The organism is Streptomyces sp. L500, from assembly GCF_054551825.1.
This window is the reverse complement of the sequence record NZ_JBTOLC010000002.1, coordinates 130,097-151,030: the sequence shown is the minus strand read 5'-3', so window position 1 is coordinate 151,030 and position 20,934 is coordinate 130,097. Positions and strand designations below refer to the sequence as shown.

Genomic DNA, 20,934 nt, shown 5'->3' with positions numbered 1-20,934 from the left:
CAGTAGGGGCTCGTATGCCCGCTCCCCGACCAGGAGGTGACCGGATGGCACCGGCACTGAGCACGAATACGTCCGCCACGACCGCGTCCGCCACGGCCGCCACGGCCGCCGTCGGCGAGGACCGGGCACCGGCGACGGGCGTCCGGATCGACCACGTCCACAAGAGCTACGACGGCCGTTCGGTACTCGACGACATCACCCTCGACGTCCGTCCCGGGGAGTTCGTGTGCCTGCTGGGCGCCTCGGGCTGCGGCAAGTCGACACTGCTGAACCTGGTGGCCGGCCTGGACCGGCCGTCGGCCGGCACCATCGAGGTGCCCGGCGGCCGCCCGGCGCTGATGTTCCAGGAGCACGCGCTGTTCCCGTGGCTGACGGCGGGCCGCAACATCGAGCTGGCCCTGCGGCTGCGCGGCGTGCCGAGGGCGGAGCGCCGGGCGGAGGCGGAGCGACTGCTCCGGCTCGTCCGGCTGGGCGGCTCGTACGGCAAGCGCGTGCACGAGCTGTCGGGCGGGATGCGGCAGCGCGTCGCGCTGGCGCGGGCCCTGGCGCAGGACAGCCGGGTGCTGCTGATGGACGAGCCGTTCGCCGCGCTCGACGCCATCACCCGGGACGTGCTCCACCACGAGCTGACGCGCATCTGGTCGGAGACCTCGTTGTCGGTGCTGTTCGTCACCCACAACGTCCGGGAGGCGGTGCGGCTCGGCCAGCGGGTGGTGCTGCTGTCGTCCCGGCCGGGGCGGGTGGTGCGGGAGTGGACGGTGGACATCCCGCAGCCGCGCCGGATCGAGGACGCGGCGGTGGCCGACCTGTCGGTCGAGATCACGGAAGAGCTCCGGGGGGAGATCCGCCGCCATGGCAGGGACTGAGACCGAACGCCCCCCGACGGGAGAGGGCTCCCGGATCGGAGAGGGGGATCTCGCGGGCCTGGAGGCCGGCCTCGACGCCCTCGACGCGGTGCCGGTGAAGCGGACGCCGCTGCGGGAAGTGCTGCTGCGCAAGGTACTGCCGCCCGTGACGGCCGTCGTCCTGGTGCTGGTGGTGTGGAAGCTGCTGGTCCTGGCGGGGGTCACGGACGACTACAAGCTCCCCGACCCGTCGGCGGTGTGGGGCGCCCTGCGCCGGCTGTGGCTGGAGGGCACGCTCTTCGGCATCGTCTGGACCAGCGTCTCGCGCGGCCTGCTCGGCTTCCTCGCCGCCCTCGCCATCGGCACGCCGCTGGGGCTGCTGGTGGCCAGAGTGCCGCTGATACGGGCGGCGCTGGGCCCGGTCCTGTCCGGGCTCCAGTCCCTCCCGTCGGTGGCCTGGGTGCCGGCGGCCGTCATCTGGCTGGGCATCACGGACTCGGCGATGTACGCGGTGATCCTGCTGGGCGCCGTGCCGTCGATCGCCAACGGCCTGGTCTCCGGCATCGACCAGGTGCCTCCGCTGTACCTGCGCGCGGGCCGCACGATGGGCGCGACGGGCGCGCGGGGGGCGTGGCACGTGCTGCTGCCGGCGGCCCTGCCGGGATACCTCGCCGGGCTGAAGCAGGGCTGGGCCTTCTCGTGGCGATCGCTGATGGCGGCGGAACTCATCGCGTCCTCGCCGGACCTGGGCCTGGGCCTGGGTCAGTACCTGGAGAACGCCCGCACGGACTCGGACATGCCGGGGGTGCTGCTGGGCATCGTCCTGATCCTGTTCGTCGGCATCGCCATCGACCTGATCGTCTTCAGCCCGCTGGAGCGCAGGGTGCTGCGCTCGCGCGGCCTGGCGACGCGGTAGGGGCGGCTGCTCGTGGTCCTCCTCCTCATCGCCCACGGCAGCCGCGACCCCCGGCACGCGGCGACGGTCGCCGCGCTGCGGCAGGCGGTCGCGGGGCGCCGGCCGGGGCTGCGCGTGGAGGTCGGCTTCCTGGACTTCTGCGCGCCGAGCGTGCCGCGCGTGCTGGAACGGCTGGCGGCGGAGGGCGTCGGGGAGGTGGTGGCGGTTCCGCTGCTGCTGACGCGGGCGTTCCACGCGAAGGCGGACATTCCGGCGGTGCTGGCGGGCGCGACAGCCCGGCTGTCTGGGCCGACCGTCCACCAGGCGCCCGTCCTGGGCCCGTCGTCCCTGCTGACGGACGCGCTGGAACGACGGCTGCGGCAGGCCGGGGTGCGGGACGCCGACCGGAGCTCGACCGGGGTCGTCCTGGCCTCGGCGGGCTCATCGGACCCGGAGGCGATCGCGGTGATCGCAGAAATCGCGCGGGAGTGGCGGCACGCGAGTGGTTGGTGTGCCGTGCGACCCGCGTTCGCCTCCGCTTCCACCTCCGCCTCCTTTCCGGGAACGGAGGACGCGGTGCGCGCGCTGCGACGCGCCGAGGGCGTACGGCGCGTGGCGGTCGCGCCGTACGTCCTGGCCCCGGGACGGCTGCCGGACCGCATCGCGGCGGGGGCGCGGGGGGCCGATTTCGTCGCGGACGTACTGGGGCCGGCCCCGGAAGTGGCGGCGCTGGTGCTGCGGCGGTACGAGGAGGCGACGCGGGTGGCGCCTCGGTTGGCTGTGGCGGCTACCGGGTGAGCAGGGCGAGGACGTTGACGAAGGCGGTCAGGAGCGCGGCGCGGTCGGCGGGGGTGGTGTCGGTGCGGGACAGGATCGCGATGAACGCCGTGATGAGGATGAGCAGTTCGAGGGTCATGGGCTGAACTTCCGCGATTCCGCGTTCGCCGGCGTTCGCGCGTATGAAGATGAACGGATGGGTGCGGATTCGGGGGCGTCGGCCGAATTGGCCGCGCGATTGCGCCGGTTGCGGTTCGAGCGCGGCCTGACGCATGTGGCGCTGGAGCGACGGGCGGGGCTCGGGCACACGACCGTCAGCCAGACCCTCAACGGGCGGAAGGTGCCGACAGAGGGCACGGTGGTGGCCCTCGCCAAGGCCCTGGGCGCCGACCCGGGCCCGCTGCTGGTGCTGCGGGAGAGAGCGGCGGAGGAGATCGTCGAAGCCGCTGTCCGGGCGGATGACATCCCGTTCGAAGAACGGTATTGCCGCTACGTCGTCGAGCGGCACAGCGATCTCACCGTCGTCGGCCTCGATCTGCGGGGATCACATGCGGCGAGCTGGCCACTGGAGCCCGCCTACGTCAGCCTGGAACTGACGAGCAGGCGCGACGGCTCCCTGACCGTCGTCGAACGCGCCGAGAAGGCTTTGGCCGGGCAGCAGCGAGCGCTGATCCGCGGGCTCGCGGGCAGCGGCAAGACCACGCTCGTCCAGTGGCTGGCGGTCACCTCCGCCCGGCGCGGGAGCGTCCCCTTCGTCATTCCCCTGCGCAGGCTCGACCTCAAGAGCGCCCCACCCGCTCCGGACCGTTTCCTGGAAGCCATCAGGTGCCCGCTCGCCCCGGCGCAGCCGCAGGACTGGGCGGACAGGGTCCTCAAGAGCGGGCGGGGGTTGTTGCTCGTCGACGGCATCGACGAGGTGCCCGCCCATCGGCGCGAAGAGACGAAGGAGTGGCTCCGCGACCTGATCGCGGCCTACCCTCGTTCGAGCTTCCTGGTCACCACGCGGCCGACCGCCGTGCCCGAACGGTGGCTGGAGGCAGCGGGGTTCGCGGAGCTGACCGTACGGCCGATGAACCGGAAGGACGTCCTCGTCTTCGCCACACGGTGGCACACGGCGGCCCGTACCGAGCCCGAACTCGAAGAGCGCTTCAAGGACGCCGTAAGGGCCCAGCGGTCACTGGCCCAGCTCGCGACCACGCCGCTGATGTGCGCCCTGCTGTGCGCGCTCCATCGCGACCGCCGGGGACGTCTTCCCCGGAGCCGGATGGAACTGTACGAGGCGGCGCTGGCCATGCTGCTGGGCCGGAGGGACGACGAGCGGGGAATCGAGGCCCCGGAAGGAATCTGCCTCACACAGCACGAGGCGGTTCAGCTGCTGCAGCGGCTGGCGTACTGGCTCATCCGCAACAGCCAGGCAGAGATGGAGGAGAGGACCGCCCTGGCCGTTCTCGAAGACGTTCTTCCCGCGATGCCGACCGTCGCGGGGCAGGGCGACGCCCGGCAGGTCCTCACCCATCTGGTCTCCCGCTGCGGACTGCTCCGCAGACCGACGGCGGACACCATCGACTTCGTCCACCGCACGTTCCAGGACTACCTCGGTGCGAAGGCCGCCGTGGAGGGGCACGACCTCGGACTGCTGGTGCGCAATGCCCACGACGACCAGTGGGAGGACGTCGTACGGATGGCCGTGGCCCACGCGCGGCCGGCGGAGCGGGCGACGCTGCTGCGCCAGCTCATGGCACGCGGCGATCAATCCGCCGACCACCGGACGCGGCTGCACCTGCTCGCCATGGCCTGCCTGGAGCAGGCCACGGAGCTGGCCCCGGAGGTGCGGGCGAAGGTGGAGCAGCGGGCGACGGAGCTGGTGCCGCCGCGGAGCAACACCGAGGCCAACAAACTGGCCATGGTGGGGCCAGTGATCCTCGATCTGCTGCCAGGTCCGCAGGGGCTGTCGGAGAAGGAGGCGGAGGCTGTCGTCCACACGGCGGCGGACGTCGGCGGGGACGCCGCTCTCACCTTGCTCAAGCGGTATCGCGGCTGTCGCGACCCCCGCGTCATCGGCGCACTGTCGGCTAGCTGGGACTCGTTCGACCCCGGCGAGTTCGCGGAAGAGATCCTCAACCACCTGCCGGCCGAGTGCCGCATCACCGTCCGCAGCCGCGCCGCTCTGGAACTCGCCCCAAACCTCCCGCAGAAGTCGGACATCTCCTTCATCGGGGACCTCTCCGCAGACGACATCCTGGCAGTGGTCGATCCTGACCGATTGACGAGCATCATGCTGTCCGCCAATCAGCGGCTGAACGATGTGACTTTCCTCCGGAGCCTGCCGAGGTTGCGCCAGCTCTCCCTGCTCAGGTGCTCCGAGATCACCGACTTGTCGCCGCTCGACGGGCTACCACTCACCAAGCTGCTGATCCACGACACTCGCCCGCACGACCTGCGCCGCGTGGCCGAGCTGCCGGAGCTGGAGGAGCTGAACCTCGACCTCCCCGTGCGCCGGTCGCACACCTCGTCGCTGCCCGCCATGCCCAAACTACGAAAGCTCCACGTATGGCAGCGGAAAGCGTCGCGATCCCTGACGGGACTGGAGGCGTTCGACGGGTTGGAACATCTCACCATCAATGCCCCCCGATTCCCCGACGGGGATCGCGAAGAGCTCACGCGTCTCCCGCGACTGACTCACTTGATGATCATCGAGCAAATCATGCCCCGGCTCGCCATGGGTCCCGTGCTCCCCCAGGTACGGGAACTCATGCTCGTGCGTCCCTCGCACCCTGTCGACCTGACACCCGTGGGCAAGGTCTTCCCGGGACTCCGGCTGCTCAGGCTCTCCTGCCACTGGTCGCATCAAACGGTCGTCGACCTGAGCACCCTCGCCACCATCGACCACCCCGACATCGTCATCGCGGAGGCCAAAGAGGTCCTGAACCTGGACCTCCTCCCGCCCGGCAAGGTCACCGTCGTCCCCGGCCCCCGCTACTGACCGCCGTGTGCGGCGGCCGCCGTGCCCCGTGGGGGTTGGGCACGGCAGCCGATGGGACGCGACCGTACCAGGGGTTACGTGATCGGCCGAACTCCGGCGTGTCCGGATACCACCGCCCATGAGGGAGACTGGCGGCATCCTGGAGAGGGAAAAGCGGAAGGAACGGCGTGGCATTCACCGAACAACGGGCACGGGAAATCCTCGCGGAGGCGGGCACCCCGCTCCCGGCGGCCGGCGCCGAGTTGCTGGCCCTCGGCGAGAACGCGGTGTTCGCCGCCGACGGTCTCGTCGCGAAGGTGGGCCGGGACGCGTCCCTCGTGGAGCGCGCCACCCGTGAGCTGCGGATCGCCGCCTGGCTCGCGGAGGCGGGCGTGCCGGCGGTGCGGGCCGCGGAGCCCGAGGTGCTGGTCGCCGCCGGGCACCCCGTGACGCTCTGGCACCGGCTCCCGGCGGCCGAGCGCCCTGCCGGTCCCGCCGATCTGGCCGGGCTGCTCCGGCAGGTGCACGCTCTCCCCGAGCCCGGGTTCGGGCTGCCGCGGCGCGATCTGCTGGGCGGCGTCGAACGGTGGCTGCGGCTGGCCGGGACGGCGATCGACCCGGCCGACGCCGACTATCTGCGCGAGCGCCGCGACGGTTTCGCCGCCGCGGCCGCCGCCCTCACCCCGCATCTCACACCGGGGGCGATCCACGGCGACGCCCTGCCGCGCAATGTCCACATCGGGCCCGACGGTCCCGTACTCGTCGACCTGGAGACCTTCGCCTCGGACCTGCGCGAGCACGACCTGGTGGTGATGGCCCTCAGCAAGGACCGGTACGGGCTGGACCCGGACGCCTATCACTCCTTCGTCCACGCCTACGGCTGGGACGTCCGGGAGTGGGAGGGCTGCGCCGTGCTGCGCGGGGCCCGGGAGACGGCGAGCTGCGCCTGGGTGGCCCAGCACGCGCCGGGCAATCCGGCCGCCCTCACGGAGTTCCACCGCCGGGTCGCCTCCCTCCGCGACAACGACCCGGCGGTGCGCTGGTATCCCTTCTGAAGCGCGGCTACGCGCTGAGGAACGAGGCGCGCGGTCCGTCGAGGGTGGCGTTCATGCGCGCCAGCTGGCCCTCCGTGAACATGAACATGGCCGCGTCGTCGACGTAGTCCATGTAGTTCATGAACATGTCGCCGTCGGGTGCGTTGTTGCACGTGACACGGGGGAAGTCCGGCTTGCCGAAGTTGGGGCCGCCCTGGTTGGGGGTGTCGGCCACGAAGTCGGTGCCGTTGCAGGCCGTGCCGTCGTCGCCCCAGATGTGGAAGAGGTTCAGCCAGTGGCCCACTTCGTGGGTCGCGGTGCGGCCCAGGTTGAAGGGTGCCGTCGCGGTCCCGCTGGTGCCGAACGCGGAGTGGAGGATGACCACGCCGTCGGTGGCGGCCGGTCCGCCGGGGAACTGCGCGTACCCGAGCAGCCCGCCGCCCAGTTCACAGGACCACAGGTTGAGGTAGCGGTCGGTCGGCCAGGGGTCCTGGCCACCGGTCGCCGTCGACTTCACGGCGTCGTCAGTACTGAAACTCGCGGTCGCGGTCTGGGTGCGGGTGATGCCGTTGGTCGGCGCCCCGGACGGGTCGGTGGTGGCCAGCTGGAACTCGATGTCGCAGTCGGCCGCCAGTGCCTGCCAGACGGCCGGGACGCCGGAGACGTCCCCATTGGTCTTGCGGTAGTCCCGGTTGAGGGCGTCGATCTGGCTGGCGACCTGCGCGTCGTCGATGTTCTGCGCGCCGTTCTGGTGCACGACGTGGACGACGACCGGGATGAGGGTCACTCCGGCACGCGTGGTCCGCTCGTGGCCCTTCTCGTAGGCGAAGGCCTTGTTCTCGAGGGCCGCACGAGCCCCCGCGTACGGAGCGTGTTCCGTGAGCAGTCTGCGGTGGACTTCCATGGTCCCGCACAGCAGGCTCTCGGGTGACCTCTCGGATGTGGCGTTCTGCCGGTTCTCGGGCATGCGGCACCTCCTCTGACCGCCGTCAGACGCGGCGAGTTACGGGAGAGAATCGGGCCCGATGGCGTCTACGGTAGACCCGTAGAACGTGGAAAGAGATGGATATACCGGAATTCAATTCCAACCGTATGTCAACCTTCCGGATCCCGCCATTCAGGTGAACCCGGGCGATTACTGAGGTGTTTGAGGAATGAACGAGCCGCCCCCGGCTCTCTTCCGGAGCTGGATCCACTCCCGCGAAGAGGACTCCGCCGACGTCTCCGTCTACCGGCCCGCCGACCATCCCTTCCCGCCCTCGCGAGGGCGGGAAGGGATGGAGTTCGCCGCCGACGGAACGTTCGTCGACCACCCCATCGGGCGCGGTGACGCCCCCGACTCCGTGCCCGGCGTCTGGCAGACCAAGGACGGCGTCCGGCTGACGATCTCCTTCCCGACGGCCGGGCGGCCCGGACGGGAGCTGGAGATCGTCTCCTGCGACGAGAGCGCGCTCAGGGTACGGGGCTAGGGGCCAGGGTCGGGTCCATGCGGTTGCTCCTGACGTCCGACACCCACCTGCCCACCCGGGCCCGGAAGGTGCCGCCACCCCTTCTGGACGCGATGGACCGGGCCGACGTCGTCCTCCACGCCGGGGACTGGACCGACATCGCGACCCTGGAGCTGTTCACCGCCCGCGCCCGCCGTCTCGTCGCCGTCCACGGCAACAACGACGGCCCCGAGCTGCGCGCCCGGCTGCCCGAGATCGCCCACGCCGAGCTCGGCGGACTGCGCTTCACGATCGTCCACGAGACGGGCCCGGCGCGCGGCCGCGAGGAACGCTGCGCCGAACGTTTTCCGGCCACCGATGTACTGGTCTTCGGCCACAGCCACATCCCCTGGGACACCACCGCCCCCGGCGGCCTGCGCCTGCTGAACCCCGGCTCGCCCACCGACCGGCGCCGTCAGCCCTACCGCACGTACATGACCGCTCGTGCGGACGGCGGCGAGCTCACCGAAGTGACACTGCACCGCATCGAGGCGGCGGAGGCGAGGTAGGGACCACGGTCGGGGTAGGGACCGCCGTTTCGTCGGCACCGCATGTGTGACCGGCTCCCGGGTACCCGGGGGGCCCGCCGCATCCGGGTAGTGGGTGCGCTCATGACCACGGAGGTGGCCGATATGGCTCGGCAGCAGCCCAGGAAGACGTCCGGGCGCCGCAAGGCCGTTCCCCGGGACATGCAGGACCAGCAGGCGGGCGCCGCACCGCAGCGGAGCGCGGCCGGCCCGGAGACCTCCAGCAGCCGGAAGGGCACCGAGGACGTCAGGAACCCCGGCGAGCGGACCGGCGGTACGGGCGGCTCCGGCGAACCGCGGACGGACGAGCCCCCGGACTGAACACCGGGCTGGACCCCGGACCCAACCCCGGCGCGGCCGGCGCCCGACCGCTCAAGAGGTGGGGCCGGACCAGTAGGCGTACGCCAACCGCTTCCCATCGGGGCTGAACTCGACCTCGGCCTTGCCGGCCGCGTCGGACGGCAGCGAGAAGGCGTACTTGCCGACGGCTTCCTTGCCGGGCAGGACGTAGCCGGTGATGACCTTCTGGCGTCCGCTTCCGTCGATCAGCAGTTCCGTGGAGGCCCCGTTGGCGTCGTTGACGTTGGGCAGCCCCGACTCGACCGCGATCCGCTCCGTGCCGGTGTTGACGACCGTGACCGTCACCTCAACGGCCTTGTTCCCCTCCGCGTGGCCGAACACGGGCTCGCGCGGGTCGAACGGCTGCGGCTTGGCCACCGTGACCTTCAGACCGTTCTTGAACGTGTACGACTGACCGAACGACAGGTGCCTGGCCTTCTCCTCCGCCTTCTCCTTCTCCTCCTCGGCGGCGGCCGCCGCCTTCGCCCGCTCGGCCTTCGCACGACCGTCGTCGGCGACCTCTTTCGCCACCACCACGAAGAACACGCCGACGCCGGCCGATATCAGGAGACCGGCCACGCCCGTGATCACCCCGGCCAGCGCCATCGCCTTATTGGTCGCCAGCCCCCTGCGCGCGTAGCCGAGTCCGATGAAGCCGAAGACCACGGCCAGCAGGGCCGGCAGCCAGGACAGCCAGAACAGGATGACGGTCAGACCGAGGACCACGCCGGTGATGCCGAGGACCAGGGCCGTGACGCCCATGCCGTTGTTGCGCGCCTGGGGCACAGGTATCGGGTACGGCGGCCAGTACGCCGGGGCGGGCTCCGCCGGGCGAGGGCCCCACGGCTCCGGGGCGGCCGGCGGCGCCTGGTCCACAGGATTCCGGTCGCCGGGCGGAGTGGGCATGCTCATGCAAGATCCTTCAGGCAGGTCGAATCGGCGGATCAACGACATTACCAGTCGGTTTTACCGTTTCCTTACCTATAAGGGCGCACTTGGGCCCGGCTCAGCGCAGCGGCCACGTTCCCTCCACCACCGCCTCCGGATTCCCCTGCCGCCGCAGCCACTTCTGATAGTCGGCCGCCCACTCCCCGTACCACCGCGTCTGATCGCGGTGCAGCTCCCACAGGTCGGCCGCCGCGATGTGCGCGTACCGCCCGGCTATCGCGCGCGCCACGCGCACGGCCGCCAGGGCGTCCGCGCCCGCCTCGTGCGCCCCGTCGAGCACGACCCCGTACTCCCGGCAGGCGGCGGCCAGCGTGCGCCGGCCCTTGCGGAAGCGGTCGACGGCACGGTCGATGGTGAGGGGATCGACGACCGGGCCCACGACCGCCGGCGCGCCCGCGCCGTCCCCGCCCGGCCATTCGGCGCCCAGCCGTTCAGTGCCCAGCCGCTCGGTCAGCGACCGCAGGCCGTAGCGCTCCAGCTCGGCCGAGAGCAGGCTCAGGTCGAAGGCGGCGTTGTACGCGATGACCGGCACGCCCATCGACCAGTGGCCGGCCAGGGCGGTGGCCACCTCCTCCGCCACCTCGCGCGCGGGCCGCCCGCAGTCGGCGGCCCGCTCGGTCGTGATGCCGTGGATCGCCGTGGCCTCGGCCGGTATCGGCGTGCCCGGGTCGGCCAGCCAGAGCCGGCTCGCGACGACCTCGCCGCCCTTGGTCTCCACGACCGCCGCGGTGACGATCCGGGCCGTCGACGGGTCGGTGCCCGTCGTCTCCAGATCGAAGCCGACCAGACGCTCCTCGTGCCAGGCCATCGCGGTCCCCCCTGTCGGTAGTGCTTCCCCCGTCTGGTCCCCAGCGTCGCACGGCCCACTGACAACGGGCCGCGCCCCTGAAACGAGGCGCCATGAGAGACGCTGTGAGAGACGCCGTGAGAGATCCGCCTACGACACCGGCCTGGAGTCCTCCCACACGCCCTCGAACTCCTCGCGGTAGGTGTCGAAGAGCCCGCCGTCCGCGTCGGGGCGCCCCTCCCGGAGCACGCCCCGGCCGTGGCCGCCGCGCAGGACGAGCACCGGCGACTCCATGCCGCGCGCCTTGCGGAGATAGGACTGCACCACGGCGACCCCGTCCGAGCCGTCGCCGTTGACCAGGTAGGCGGTGAAGCGCGGGGTCTCGTCGAAGACGCGGATCTCGAAGGAGGAGGCGTCCCGGAGCGCGGCGCGCACCCGCCGCATGTGGATGATGTTCATCTCCACGGACCGGCTCATCTCGCCCTTCTTGATCCCCAGTTCCCGCTCCCGGCGGCGTACGGCGCTGCTGGCGGGGTTGAGGAAGAGCAGCCGGGTGCGGCAGCCGGCCTCGGCGAGGCGGACCATGCGCCGTCCGGAGTAGTTCTGGACGAGGAGGTTCAGGCCTATGCCGACGGCGTCGAGACGGCGGGCGCTGCCGAAGAGGTCCTCGACGGGCAGCTGGCGCTGGAGCCGCACCCGGTCGGGGTGGACGCCGACGACGTCGGCGTAGCGGTCGCCGACGAGGTCCTCGACGGCGTCTATGGGCAGCCGGTCGCCGGAGGACGCGCCCGTGCCGCTGCCGAGGATGTCCAGCAGCCGGGCCGAGGCGCGTTCGGCCTGGGCGAGGACGGTCTGGGAGAGCGCCCGGTTGCGGGAGACGACGTTGCGGGCCACCTCGAGCTCGTCCAGTACGAGTTCGAGCTCGCGCCGGTCGTCGAGGTAGGGCTCGAAGCACGGCCAGTGCTGGACGACCAGCTCGCGCAGCTGGGGCAGGGTGAGGAAGCTGAGGACGTTGTCGTCGGCCGGGTCGAGCAGATAACCCTTGCGGCGGCTGACCTCGCGGACGGCGACGGCGCGCTGCACCCATTCCTGGCCGGCCGGGCCGGCGGCCGCGACGACCCATTCCTCGTCGCCGTGGACGGGCTCGTAGACCGGGCGCAGCACGGCGGCGACGACGGCGCGGAGCCGCTGCTCGACCAGGTTGAGCCATATGTAGGCACGCCCCGCCCGGCGGGCGCGTGTGCGCACCTCGCCCCAGGCGTCGGCGCCCCAGTCCAGTTCCGCCCCGATCTCCCTCGGGCGGGTCAGGGAGACCACGCCCGGAGGGGTGTCGGACGTGCCGTCCTCTTCCGGACAGCCGTCCCCAGGGGGCAGCTCCAGCCCGCCCGAGCTCACCAGCGCACCGCCTTCCGCCCCCGCTCCCAATGATCAAGGCAGACTACTGCGCGGGCGGGAGGGGGGGGCACGCGCGTCCGTCGGGCCTTCGGCCAACTCTGCCGTCGGACGTGCCGGTTGTCCGATACCCGGGCGCCGGACGTGATCTGATTCATAGCCAGAAGTAGCCGGACGGGTGGCGGAAGGGTGGTGTCACCCGCTCGGCGGAGCCCTCGGGGCGGGCGGTGGACCGGCTTTTGCGGAAGATCTGCGGAAAGCGCGGCCGGGGGTGGAAGACTTCTGGGCATGCAGGTCTGGCCGGGACAGGCGTACCCCCTCGGTGCCACGTACGACGGCGCCGGAACCAATTTCGCGGTCTTCTCGGAGGCCGCCGAACGGATCGAGTTGTGCCTGTTGCACGGGGACGGCTCGGAAACGGCGGTGGAGCTGCGGGAGACGGACGCGTTCGTATGGCACGCCTACCTCCCGGGGGTGATGCCGGGTCAGCGGTACGGCTTCCGGGCGCACGGCCCGTACGAGCCGCGGCGTGGTCTGCGCTGCAACTCCGCCAAGCTGCTGCTCGACCCGTACGCGAAGGCCGTGAGCGGGGCGGTGGACTGGGGGGAGGCGGTCTACGGCTATCCCTTCGGGCGGCCGGAGAAGCGCAATGACATGGACTCGGCACCGCACATGATGACTTCGGTGGTGGTCAATCCGTACTTCGACTGGGGGGACGACCGGCCGCCCCGGACGGAGTACCACCGCACGGTCATCTACGAGGCCCATGTGAAGGGCCTGACGATGCGCCACCCGGAGCTGCCGGAGGAGATCCGGGGGACGTACGCGGCGCTGGCGCATCCGGCGGTGATCGGGCATCTGAGGGAGCTGGGGGTCACGGCGATCGAATTGATGCCGGTCCATCAGTTCGTGCAGGACCACCGGCTGGTGGACGCGGGGCTGGTCAACTACTGGGGCTACAACACCATCGGGTTCTTCGCGCCGCACAACGCGTACGCGTCGTGGGGTGACCGGGGTCAGCAGGTGCTGGAGTTCAAGACGGCGGTGCGGGCGCTGCACGCGGCGGGCATCGAGGTGATTCTGGATGTGGTGTACAACCACACGGCCGAGGGCAACCATCTGGGCCCGACGCTGTCGTTCCGGGGGCTGGACAACGCGTCGTACTACCGGCTGACCGACGATCCGCGCTACTACATGGACACCACCGGCACCGGCAATTCCCTGCTGATGCGGAGCCCGCACGTGCTCCAGCTCATCATGGACTCGCTGCGCTACTGGGTGACCGAGATGCGGGTGGACGGCTTCCGCTTCGATCTGGCGGCGACGCTGGCGCGGCAGTTCCACGAGGTGGACCGACTGTCGTCGTTCTTCGACCTGGTGCAGCAGGATCCGGTGGTCAGCCAGGTGAAGCTGATCGCGGAGCCGTGGGACGTGGGCGAGGGCGGCTATCAGGTCGGCAACTTCCCGCCCCTGTGGACCGAGTGGAATGGAAAGTTCCGGGACACCGTGCGGGACCTGTGGCGGGGCGAGCCCGCCACCCTGGCGGAGTTCGGCTCCCGGCTGACCGGCTCCTCCGACCTCTACCAGGGCGACAGCAGGCGCCCGCTGGCCTCCGTCAACTTCGTCACCTGCCACGACGGCTTCACCCTCCACGACCTCGTCTCGTACAACGCCAAGCACAACGAGGCCAACGGCGAGGACAACCGGGACGGCGAGAGCCACAACCGCTCCTGGAACTGCGGGGCCGAGGGACCGACCGACGACCCGGGCGTCCTCGCCCTGCGCGAGCGGCAGATGCGCAATTTCATCGCCACCCTGATGGTCTCGCAGGGCGTGCCGATGCTCAGCCACGGCGACGAGTTCGCCCGCACCCAGCACGGCAACAACAACGCCTACTGCCAGGACGGCGAAGTGTCCTGGGTGCGCTGGCCGCGCCGCCCGGAGGGGGCGGAGGAGGACGTGGACGAGGAGACGGCACGGGCGCTGCGGATGCTGCGCTTCACCCGCTCGCTGGTCTGGCTCCGCCGCGACCACCCCGTCTTCCGCCGCCGGCGCTTCTTCCACGGGCGGCCGGTGCAGGGCACCCACGACGACCTATCCGATATCGCCTGGTTCACCCCGGAAGGGGAGGAAATGCGGGACGGTGACTGGCAGGTCGCCCACGCCAGGTCCCTGACCGTCTTCCTCAACGGCAGCGCCATCTCCGAGCCCGGGCCCCGGGGCGAGCCGATCACCGACGACTCCTTCCTGCTGATGTTCAACGCCCACGACCGGCCGCTGGACTTCACCGTCCCGGTCGACCACGGCGCGCAGTGGCAGGTCGTCGTCGACACGGCGCGCCCGGAGGGCGTGGCGGCGGACGGGCCGAAGGTGCGGGCGGGGGAACGGCTGACTCTTGTCGACCGCAGTCTGGCGGTGCTTCAGCGGCCGGCGTGATCGCTCCCGCTGGGGTGGGCGGTGAATCACCTGCGGGGCGGTGGGGCTTGTCGCGCAGTTCATCGCGCCCCTTACAGGGGCTTGCCGTGGGTACGTATGTTCCTGTGAAGCCCGACAGCCGTCATCCGCCTACCGCCACTTACCGGCTCCAGCTCCAGCCCGGCTTTCCCTTCGCGGCGGCCGAGCGGATCGTGCCCCGCCTCGCCGGGCTCGGCGTGTCCCATCTGCACCTCTCCCCCCTCCTGGAGGCCGTCCCCGGCTCCACCCACGGCTACGACGTCGTCGACCACACGGCCGTACGGGCGGAGCTGGGCGGAGAGGACGGGCTGCGCTCCCTGGCCCGTACCGCCCACGCGCACGGGCTGGGGCTGATCGCCGACATCGTGCCCAACCACATGGCCCTGCCCGCCGCCGGACGGCCGGGCGGTCCCCTGTGGCACGTGCTGCGCGACGGCCCGGCCTCCCCGTACGCCCGCTGGTTCGACATCGACTGGGCCGAGCACGGCGGCAAGGTCCTGCTGCCGGTGCTCGCCGGCCGGCTCGGCGACGAGCTGGAACGCTTCACCACCGCCGACGGGGAGCTGCGCTACGGCGACCTCGTCCTCCCCCTGCGGCCCGGCACCGAACGCCTCCCGCTGCCCGAGCTGCTCGACGCCCAGTGGTACCGCCCCGCCTGGTGGCGGCTGGCCCGCACCGAGCTCAACTACCGGCGCTTCTTCACCGTCTCCGAGCTGATCGCGGTGCGCGTGGAGGACCCCGAGGTCTTCGCCGCCACCCACGCCACGATCCTCCGCCTGCTGCGCGAAGGCGTCCTCGACGGGCTGCGCGTCGACCACCCGGACGGGCTCGCCGACCCGCCCGCGTATCTGCGGCGGCTGCACGAGGCCACCGGAGGGCGGTGGACGGTCGTCGAGAAGATCCTCGCCGGGGACGAACGGCTGCCCGCCGACTGGCCCGTCGCCGGCACCACCGGCTACGACGCCCTGCGCCGGCTCGACGGCCTGTTCACCGACCCCGCCGGGCTCGGCGAACTCACCGACTTCTACCTCGCCTTCACCGGCTGCCCACCCGACCGGGGCGGCGACTGGCCCGCCACCGCGCGCCGCGCCGCCCACCGGGTCATCGGCCACGAGCTGGCCGCCGAGACCGAGCGGCTCGTCCGCACCGCAGTCCGGCTCTGCGAGACCTCCCACCGGCTGCGCGACCACGCCCCCTGGGCGCTGCGCACCGCCCTGCGCGAGATCCTCGTCCGGCTGCCCGTCTACCGCCCGTACGTCACGGCGGGCCGGCCCGCCGCGCCCACGGACGCCGCCCTGCTGGAGGAGGCCGCCCGGGGGGCCCGGGGAGCCTTCGCCGTGCCCGAGGAGGCCCGGGCCGTCGAGCTGATCCGCGACGCCGCCCTCGGCCGCCTCGGCGACGGCCCCGACCAGCGGGACTTCTGCGCCCGCTTCGCCCAGACGGCGTCGGCGCTGCGCGCCAAGTCCGTCGAGGACACCGCCTTCTACCGCTACGCGCCCCTGTTGTCGGCGACGGAGGTGGGCGGCACCCCCGACCGGCCGGCGGTCGCTCCGGAGGACTTCCACGCCTTCTGCGCCCGCGCCCAGCGCGACCGGCCCCACGGCGGGACCGTCCTGTCCACGCACGACACCAAGCGCAGCGCCGACGCGCGGGCGCGGATCGCCGCGCTGAGCGAGCACCCGGCCCGCTGGGCCCGGCTGATGGACCGGCTGTGGTCCGACTCCCCCGCCCCGGACCCCCATCTGGCGTGGACGGCCTGGCAGAACGCCTTCGCCCTCGGCGACCCCGACCCCGCCCGGCTCGTCCCCGCCGCCCTCAAGGGCGCCCGGGAGGCGGCGCTGCTGACGACGTGGACGGAACCGGACGCGGCGTACGAGGCGGCGGTGGCGGCCTTCGTCACCACCGGCCCCTGCGGGGCGGAGGGCCGGGCGGCCCTGGCCGCGTTCGAAGGCGAGGTCGGCGCCTCCATACGGGCCAACACCCTGGGGGCGGCGCTGCTCCACCTGACGATGCCGGGGGTGCCGGATGTGTACATGGGGACGGAGGGGCTGTACCGGGCGCTCGTCGACCCGGACAACCGGCCGGTCCCTCCCTTCCCCGACGGGACGGAGGACGGGCTCGCCGGCGAGAAGCTCCGGCTGACGCGGTCGGCGCTGCGGCTGCGGCGCGAACGGCCCGAGTGGTTCGGGGCGGGGGGCTCGTACGTGCCGCTGTACGCGGTGGGGGCGCGGGCCGGGCACGTCGTGGCCTTCGCCCGCGGGGGCGGGGTCGTCGCGGTGGCGACGCGGCTGGCGGGGCGGCTGGGGGAAGCGGGCGGCTGGGGGGACACGGCCCTGGAGCTGCCCGGGGACGGGGAGTGGCGGGATCTGCTGGGGGGTGGGGTGTGGCGGGGGCGGGTCGCGGTGGCGGAGCTGCTGGCCGCGGGGCCGGTGGCGCTGCTGGTTTCCGGGGGCTGATGTCGGCCCGTACGGGGAAAACTCCCTCGTCGAGAGGAGCCGCCGTGCTGTTCGAGGTGTGGGCACCGCAGGCCCGGCACGTCGCCCTGGAGGCGGACGGCCGGACGTACGCCATGGAGGCCGACCCGGCCCGGCCCGGCTGGTGGCGGGGCGACGCCCCCGCCCGGCACGGCACCCGCTACGGCTTCGCCCTCGACGGCGGCCCCACCCGGCCCGATCCGCGCTCGCGCCGGCAGCCGGACGGGCCGGACGGGCCCAGCGCCGTCGTCGACTTCGGCCGCTTCGCCTGGCGGCATCCGTGGCCCGGCCGGGGGCTGCCCGGCGCGGTCCTCTACGAGCTGCACACCGGCACGTTCACCCCCGAGGGCACCTTCGACGCGGCGGCCGGGCGGCTGCCCCACCTCGCGGACCTGGGCGTCACGCACATCGAGCTGATGCCCGTCTGCCCCTTCCCCGGCCGGCACGGCTGGGGGTACGACGGGGTGGCGCCCTGGGCCGTGCACGAGCCCTACGGCGGCCCGGACGGGCTGCGGCGGTTCGTGGACGCCGCGCACGGCCTCGGCCTGGGCGTCGTCCTCGACGTCGTCCACAACCACCTGGGCCCGTCCGGCAACCACCTGCCCGCGTACGGCCCGTACTTCACCGACACCCACCACACCCCCTGGGGCGCGGCCGTCAACCTCGACGCGCCCGGATCACCGGAGGTACGGGCGTACCTCATCGGCAGCGCCCTGGCCTGGCTGCGCGACTACCGGCTCGACGGGCTGCGGCTGGACGCCGTGCACGCGCTCGCCGACACCGGGCCCCGGCACTTCCTCGCCGACCTGTCCGCCGCCGTCGACGAGCTGGCCGGACGGCTGGGCAGACCGCTGTTCCTCATCGCCGAGTCCGACCTCAACGACCCGGCCACCACCACCCCGCGCGACGCGGGCGGCCACGGTCTCCACGCCCAGTGGAACGACGACTTCCACCACGCCCTCCACACCGCGCTCACCGGCGAGTCCCAGGGCTACTACGCCGACTTCGCCGCCGACCCGGCCCACGCCCTCGCCAAGACCCTGCGCGGCGGCTTCTTCCACGACGGCACGCCCTCCGCCTTCCGCGCCCGCCGCCACGGCCGCCCCCTGGACCCGGCCACCACCCCGGCCCACCGGCTCCTCGGCTACGCCCAGACCCACGACCAGATCGGCAACCGGGCGCTCGGCGACCGCCTCTCCGCCCGGCTCTCCCCGGGCCTGCTGGCCTGCGCGGCCGCGCTCGTGCTGTGCGCGCCCTTCACCCCCATGCTGTTCATGGGCGAGGAGTGGGGCGCCCGGACGCCCTGGCAGTACTTCACCGACCACCCGGACCCGGCCCTCGCGGAGGCCGTACGGACCGGCCGCCGCCGGGAGTTCGAGGCGCACGGCTGGCCCGCCGAGGAGATCCCCGACCCCCAGGACCCGGCGACCCGCGACCGCTCCTGCCTGGACTGGACGGAACCCGGCCGCCCCCCGCACGCCCGGCTCCTCGCCTGGTACCGGCAGCTGATCGCCCTGCGCCGCGCCGAGCCCGCCCTGACGGACCCGCGCTGGCGGTACGAGGCGCTGTCCGTGACCGCCGAGGGCCTCGTCTCCTTCCGGCGCGGCCCGCTGCACGTCGCGGTCAACCTCGCCGCCCGCCCGGCCGCCCTACGGCTGACCGGCCCGGTGACGGAGGCCGTCGCGGCGTGGCGCCCGGTGGGCCTGCCGGACGGCCCCGACGGCGTGCTGCGGCTGCCGCCGGAGACGGCGGCGGTGCTGCGCTGATCGTCTCCGCGCGTTTGCGCGTTTGCGCGTTTGCGCCCCCGGGCGTGGCGGGCCGACCCTGGAAGTGACGCGACCGCGCAGGTGAAGGAGTGAGGGCCATGCGCATGCTCTTGCGGGCCCGGTTGGACACCCACACGTCGAACGCGGGGGTCAAGGACGGCAGCCTGCCCAGGCTGATGGAGAAGATCGTGGAGGAGCTCAAGCCCGAAGCCGCCTACTTCGCGCCCCTGGACGGCGGCCGGTCCTGTCTCATGGTCTTCGATATGCGGGACTCCTCGCAGCTCGTCGGCATCGGCGAGAAGTTCTTCCAGGAGGCGGACGCTGAGGTCGAGCTGAACCCGGTGATGAACCTCGACGACCTGAAGAAGGGCCTCGCGGACCTCACCGGGTGAGCGCTCCGCTCAGTCCTCGTCCGGGCGCAGCCGGAGCGAGACGGAGTTGATGCAGTACCGCTGGTCCGTGGGGGTGGGGTAGCCCTCGCCCTCGAAGACGTGGCCCAGGTGGGAGCCGCAGCGGGCGCAGCGGACCTCGGTGCGGACCATTCCGTGGGAGCGGTCGTCCAGGAGCTCGACCGCGTCGGAGTCCTTCGGGTCGAAGAAGCTCGGCCAGCCGCAGTGGCTCTCGAACTTCTCCGTGGAGCGGAACAGCTCCGCGCCGCACGCCCGGCAGGCGTAGACGCCCGCCGTCTTCGTGTCGGTGTACTCACCGCGGAAGGCGGGCTCGGTGCCCGCCCGGCGGAGCACCTGGTACTCCGCAGGCGTCAGCTCCGCGCGCCACTGCTCGTCCGTCTTCTCGACCTCGTACGCCATGCCGTACGCCCTCCGCGGTGTGTCGGTCAGTTCTCCAGGCGGGCCAGGATCTTCGGACCGAGGTCCGTGACGTCACCCGCGCCCATCGTGAGAACGAGATCGCCGGGGCGTGCCATTCCCGCGATGACGTCCGGGATCGCGGCCATGTCGTGCTCGGCGCGGACGTCCGCGCCGGCCTTCTCGGCCGCGTCGATGATCAGGGCGCTGGTGATGCCCGGGATCGGGTCCTCACGGGCCGGGTAGATGTCGAGGACCACGGAGGCGTCGGCCAGGGTCAGGGACTGGCCCATCTCCGTGCCGAGCTCCTGGGTGCGGCTGAAGAGGTGCGGCTGGAAGACGACCAGGACGCGGGAGCCGGCGGCGGCGCCCCGGATGGCCTCCAGGTCGGCGGTCATCTCGGTGGGGTGGTGGGCGTAGGAGTCGATGACCTGCACGCCGTTGGCCTCGCCCTTGAGCTGCAGGCGGCGGCCCACGCCGGTGAACTTGCCGAGCGCGGAGGCGAGGTTGTGCGCCGGGATGCCGAGGGCCACGCCGGCGGCGAGGGCGGCGACGGCGTTGTGGGCGTAGTGGCTGCCGGGGACGGAGACGGCGAAGGTGAGCATCTTGCCGTTCAGCAGGATGGTGACCTCGCTGGACAGGCCGCGCGGGGTGACCTTCAGGACGCGCACGTCGGCGTCCTCGGCCGTGCCGTAGGTGACGATCTCGATGTCGTGGCGGCCGGAGACCCGCTCGGTGAGCTCGCGGGCGCCCGCCTGGTCGGCGGAGATCACCAGCGTGCCGCCGGGGCGGACGCGGCCGACGAACGTCTCGAAGGACTCGTAGATCTCGTCCATCGACGCGTAGTTCGCGTGGTGGTCCAGCTCCACGTTGAGGATGATCGCGACCTCGGGCGCGTACTTGTGGAAGCTGCGGTCGCTCTCGTCCGCCTCGGCGACGAAGATGTCGCCGGAGCCGTGGAGGGCGTTGGTGCCGGGGCCGTTCAGGTCGCCGCCGATGGCGTACGACGGGCCCAGGCCGAGGGCGTCCAGGGAGACGGCGAGCATCGACGTCGTCGTCGTCTTGCCGTGGGTGCCGGCGACGGCGATCGGGCGCAGCCCGTCCATCAGCCGGGCCAGCGCGTCCGAGCGGTGGACGACGGGGATGCCGCGCTCGGCGGCCGCGGCCAGCTCGGGGTTGTCGGCGCGGATGGCGCTGGAGACGACGACGCAGGTGGCGTCGGCGGCCAGGTGCTCCGCGGCGTGGCCGATGTGCACGGTGACGCCCAGCTCGCGCAGGGCCGCGGCGGTGGCCGACTCCTTGGCGTCGCTGCCGGCGACGGCCGCGCCGCGCTGGGCGAGGATCTTCGCGATGCCCGACATGCCGGCGCCGCCGATGCCGATGAAGTGCGGTCGGTCCATCGTCGTGGGGACGGCCGGTGCCATGTGCGGTGCTCCCTGGG

19 protein-coding genes are annotated in these 20,934 nt (G+C 72.5%); 12 read left to right on the top strand and 7 right to left on the bottom strand.

Going from position 1 to position 20,934, the window contains the following annotated elements:
- Positions 1-44 precede the first annotated feature (44 nt).
- From ACX9I7_RS03565 to ACX9I7_RS03555, 3 genes are read left to right on the top strand one after another with little or no spacing between them, the layout of a single operon-like run.
- Positions 45-866, top strand: coding sequence for an ABC transporter ATP-binding protein (locus ACX9I7_RS03565; protein WP_459386459.1), 822 nt, complete (start codon positions 45-47; stop codon positions 864-866).
- On the top strand, positions 853-1,761 hold the full coding sequence (locus tag ACX9I7_RS03560) for an ABC transporter permease (protein ID WP_459386458.1): 909 nt from the start codon (positions 853-855) through the stop codon (positions 1,759-1,761). Before ACX9I7_RS03565 ends, ACX9I7_RS03560 begins: the two co-directional genes overlap by 14 nt.
- A gap of 12 nt (positions 1,762-1,773) precedes the next feature.
- Positions 1,774-2,538 carry a sirohydrochlorin chelatase gene (locus ACX9I7_RS03555; protein ID WP_459386457.1) on the top strand — a complete coding sequence of 255 codons (765 nt, stop codon included), beginning with the start codon at positions 1,774-1,776 and terminating at the stop codon, positions 2,536-2,538.
- On the opposite strand, the gene ACX9I7_RS03550 is transcribed toward ACX9I7_RS03555, so the two are convergent.
- Positions 2,528-2,656 carry a hypothetical protein gene (locus tag ACX9I7_RS03550; protein ID WP_459386456.1) on the bottom strand — a complete coding sequence of 43 codons (129 nt, stop codon included), beginning with the start codon at positions 2,654-2,656 and terminating at the stop codon, positions 2,528-2,530. The two genes, ACX9I7_RS03555 and ACX9I7_RS03550, sit on opposite strands and share 11 nt — an antisense overlap.
- A gap of 57 nt (positions 2,657-2,713) precedes the next feature.
- Between ACX9I7_RS03550 and ACX9I7_RS03545 the strand changes: the two genes are divergently transcribed.
- Together ACX9I7_RS03545 and ACX9I7_RS03540 are read left to right on the top strand one after the other, a co-directional pair.
- Positions 2,714-5,500, top strand: coding sequence for an NACHT domain-containing protein (locus tag ACX9I7_RS03545; RefSeq protein WP_459386455.1), 2,787 nt, complete (start codon positions 2,714-2,716; stop codon positions 5,498-5,500).
- 167 nt (positions 5,501-5,667) lie between these two features.
- Positions 5,668-6,534: a phosphotransferase enzyme family protein gene (locus ACX9I7_RS03540; RefSeq protein ID WP_459386454.1), complete on the top strand. Its 867-nt coding sequence runs from the start codon at positions 5,668-5,670 to the stop codon at positions 6,532-6,534.
- 7 nt (positions 6,535-6,541) lie between these two features.
- Here ACX9I7_RS03540 and ACX9I7_RS03535 read toward each other — a convergent pair whose 3' ends face one another.
- Positions 6,542-7,480 carry a zinc metalloprotease gene (locus ACX9I7_RS03535; protein WP_387571637.1) on the bottom strand — a complete coding sequence of 313 codons (939 nt, stop codon included), beginning with the start codon at positions 7,478-7,480 and terminating at the stop codon, positions 6,542-6,544.
- A gap of 187 nt (positions 7,481-7,667) precedes the next feature.
- Here ACX9I7_RS03535 and ACX9I7_RS03530 point away from each other — a divergent pair, with 187 nt between their 5' ends.
- The 3 genes from ACX9I7_RS03530 to ACX9I7_RS03520 all read left to right on the top strand — a co-directional run bounded on the left by ACX9I7_RS03530 (position 7,668) and on the right by ACX9I7_RS03520 (position 8,848).
- Positions 7,668-7,982 carry a hypothetical protein gene (locus ACX9I7_RS03530; RefSeq protein ID WP_387571639.1) on the top strand — a complete coding sequence of 105 codons (315 nt, stop codon included), beginning with the start codon at positions 7,668-7,670 and terminating at the stop codon, positions 7,980-7,982.
- Positions 7,983-7,999: 17 nt separating this feature from the next.
- The gene (locus ACX9I7_RS03525; protein ID WP_387571641.1) at positions 8,000-8,509 is read left to right on the top strand and encodes a metallophosphoesterase family protein; all 510 of its coding nucleotides are present in this window, start codon (positions 8,000-8,002) and stop codon (positions 8,507-8,509) included.
- Positions 8,510-8,632: 123 nt separating this feature from the next.
- Positions 8,633-8,848, top strand: a complete 216-nt coding sequence (locus ACX9I7_RS03520; RefSeq protein ID WP_459386453.1) for a hypothetical protein — start codon at positions 8,633-8,635, stop codon at positions 8,846-8,848.
- A gap of 51 nt (positions 8,849-8,899) precedes the next feature.
- Here the strand turns inward: ACX9I7_RS03520 and ACX9I7_RS03515 are convergent, their stop codons facing one another.
- From ACX9I7_RS03515 to ACX9I7_RS03505, 3 genes are all read right to left on the bottom strand, one after another.
- Positions 8,900-9,778: a DUF4190 domain-containing protein gene (locus ACX9I7_RS03515; protein WP_387571647.1), complete on the bottom strand. Its 879-nt coding sequence runs from the start codon at positions 9,776-9,778 to the stop codon at positions 8,900-8,902.
- A gap of 94 nt (positions 9,779-9,872) precedes the next feature.
- Positions 9,873-10,622, bottom strand: a complete 750-nt coding sequence (locus tag ACX9I7_RS03510; protein WP_459386452.1) for an exonuclease domain-containing protein — start codon at positions 10,620-10,622, stop codon at positions 9,873-9,875.
- Positions 10,623-10,751: 129 nt separating this feature from the next.
- Positions 10,752-11,996 carry an SAV2148 family HEPN domain-containing protein gene (locus ACX9I7_RS03505; RefSeq protein ID WP_387571651.1) on the bottom strand — a complete coding sequence of 415 codons (1,245 nt, stop codon included), beginning with the start codon at positions 11,994-11,996 and terminating at the stop codon, positions 10,752-10,754.
- A gap of 285 nt (positions 11,997-12,281) precedes the next feature.
- Between ACX9I7_RS03505 and glgX the strand changes: the two genes are divergently transcribed.
- The 4 genes from glgX to ACX9I7_RS03485 all read left to right on the top strand — a co-directional run bounded on the left by glgX (position 12,282) and on the right by ACX9I7_RS03485 (position 19,079).
- Complete coding sequence (gene glgX, locus ACX9I7_RS03500) at positions 12,282-14,429, top strand: glycogen debranching protein GlgX (RefSeq protein ID WP_392754347.1); 2,148 nt, start codon at positions 12,282-12,284, stop codon at positions 14,427-14,429.
- A gap of 104 nt (positions 14,430-14,533) precedes the next feature.
- The gene (gene treY / locus ACX9I7_RS03495; RefSeq protein ID WP_459386451.1) at positions 14,534-16,903 is read left to right on the top strand and encodes a malto-oligosyltrehalose synthase; all 2,370 of its coding nucleotides are present in this window, start codon (positions 14,534-14,536) and stop codon (positions 16,901-16,903) included.
- Between the two features lie 44 nt (positions 16,904-16,947).
- Positions 16,948-18,687 carry a malto-oligosyltrehalose trehalohydrolase gene (gene treZ / locus ACX9I7_RS03490; protein WP_387571658.1) on the top strand — a complete coding sequence of 580 codons (1,740 nt, stop codon included), beginning with the start codon at positions 16,948-16,950 and terminating at the stop codon, positions 18,685-18,687.
- A 98-nt stretch (positions 18,688-18,785) separates the two neighbouring features.
- Positions 18,786-19,079 (top strand): hypothetical protein, encoded by a 294-nt coding sequence (locus ACX9I7_RS03485; protein ID WP_387571661.1) that lies wholly within the window; start codon positions 18,786-18,788, stop codon positions 19,077-19,079.
- A gap of 9 nt (positions 19,080-19,088) precedes the next feature.
- Here the strand turns inward: ACX9I7_RS03485 and msrB are convergent, their stop codons facing one another.
- A complete protein-coding gene (msrB, locus tag ACX9I7_RS03480; protein WP_459386450.1) occupies positions 19,089-19,496 on the bottom strand; it encodes a peptide-methionine (R)-S-oxide reductase MsrB in 408 nt (135 codons plus the stop codon).
- A gap of 26 nt (positions 19,497-19,522) precedes the next feature.
- Complete coding sequence (murC, locus tag ACX9I7_RS03475; RefSeq protein ID WP_459386449.1) at positions 19,523-20,917, bottom strand: UDP-N-acetylmuramate--L-alanine ligase; 1,395 nt, start codon at positions 20,915-20,917, stop codon at positions 19,523-19,525.
- Between the last annotated feature and the right edge of the window lie 17 nt (positions 20,918-20,934).

Excerpts from the sequence above, each read along its gene's own strand:
- ACX9I7_RS03565 (WP_459386459.1), top strand. The coding sequence starts at position 45 with ATGGCACCGGCACTGAGCACGAATACGTCCGCCACGACCGCGTCCGCC.
- ACX9I7_RS03560 (WP_459386458.1), top strand. The coding sequence starts at position 853 with ATGGCAGGGACTGAGACCGAACGCCCCCCGACGGGAGAGGGCTCCCGG.
- ACX9I7_RS03550 (WP_459386456.1), bottom strand. The coding sequence starts at position 2,656 with ATGACCCTCGAACTGCTCATCCTCATCACGGCGTTCATCGCGATCCTG.
- ACX9I7_RS03545 (WP_459386455.1), top strand. The coding sequence starts at position 2,714 with ATGGGTGCGGATTCGGGGGCGTCGGCCGAATTGGCCGCGCGATTGCGC.
- ACX9I7_RS03535 (WP_387571637.1), bottom strand. The coding sequence starts at position 7,480 with ATGCCCGAGAACCGGCAGAACGCCACATCCGAGAGGTCACCCGAGAGC.
- ACX9I7_RS03530 (WP_387571639.1), top strand. The coding sequence starts at position 7,668 with ATGAACGAGCCGCCCCCGGCTCTCTTCCGGAGCTGGATCCACTCCCGC.
- ACX9I7_RS03525 (WP_387571641.1), top strand. The coding sequence starts at position 8,000 with ATGCGGTTGCTCCTGACGTCCGACACCCACCTGCCCACCCGGGCCCGG.
- ACX9I7_RS03520 (WP_459386453.1), top strand. The coding sequence starts at position 8,633 with ATGGCTCGGCAGCAGCCCAGGAAGACGTCCGGGCGCCGCAAGGCCGTT.
- ACX9I7_RS03515 (WP_387571647.1), bottom strand. The coding sequence starts at position 9,778 with ATGAGCATGCCCACTCCGCCCGGCGACCGGAATCCTGTGGACCAGGCG.
- ACX9I7_RS03510 (WP_459386452.1), bottom strand. The coding sequence starts at position 10,622 with ATGGCCTGGCACGAGGAGCGTCTGGTCGGCTTCGATCTGGAGACGACG.
- glgX (WP_392754347.1), top strand. The coding sequence starts at position 12,282 with ATGCAGGTCTGGCCGGGACAGGCGTACCCCCTCGGTGCCACGTACGAC.
- ACX9I7_RS03485 (WP_387571661.1), top strand. The coding sequence starts at position 18,786 with ATGCGCATGCTCTTGCGGGCCCGGTTGGACACCCACACGTCGAACGCG.
- msrB (WP_459386450.1), bottom strand. The coding sequence starts at position 19,496 with ATGGCGTACGAGGTCGAGAAGACGGACGAGCAGTGGCGCGCGGAGCTG.
- murC (WP_459386449.1), bottom strand. The coding sequence starts at position 20,917 with ATGGCACCGGCCGTCCCCACGACGATGGACCGACCGCACTTCATCGGC.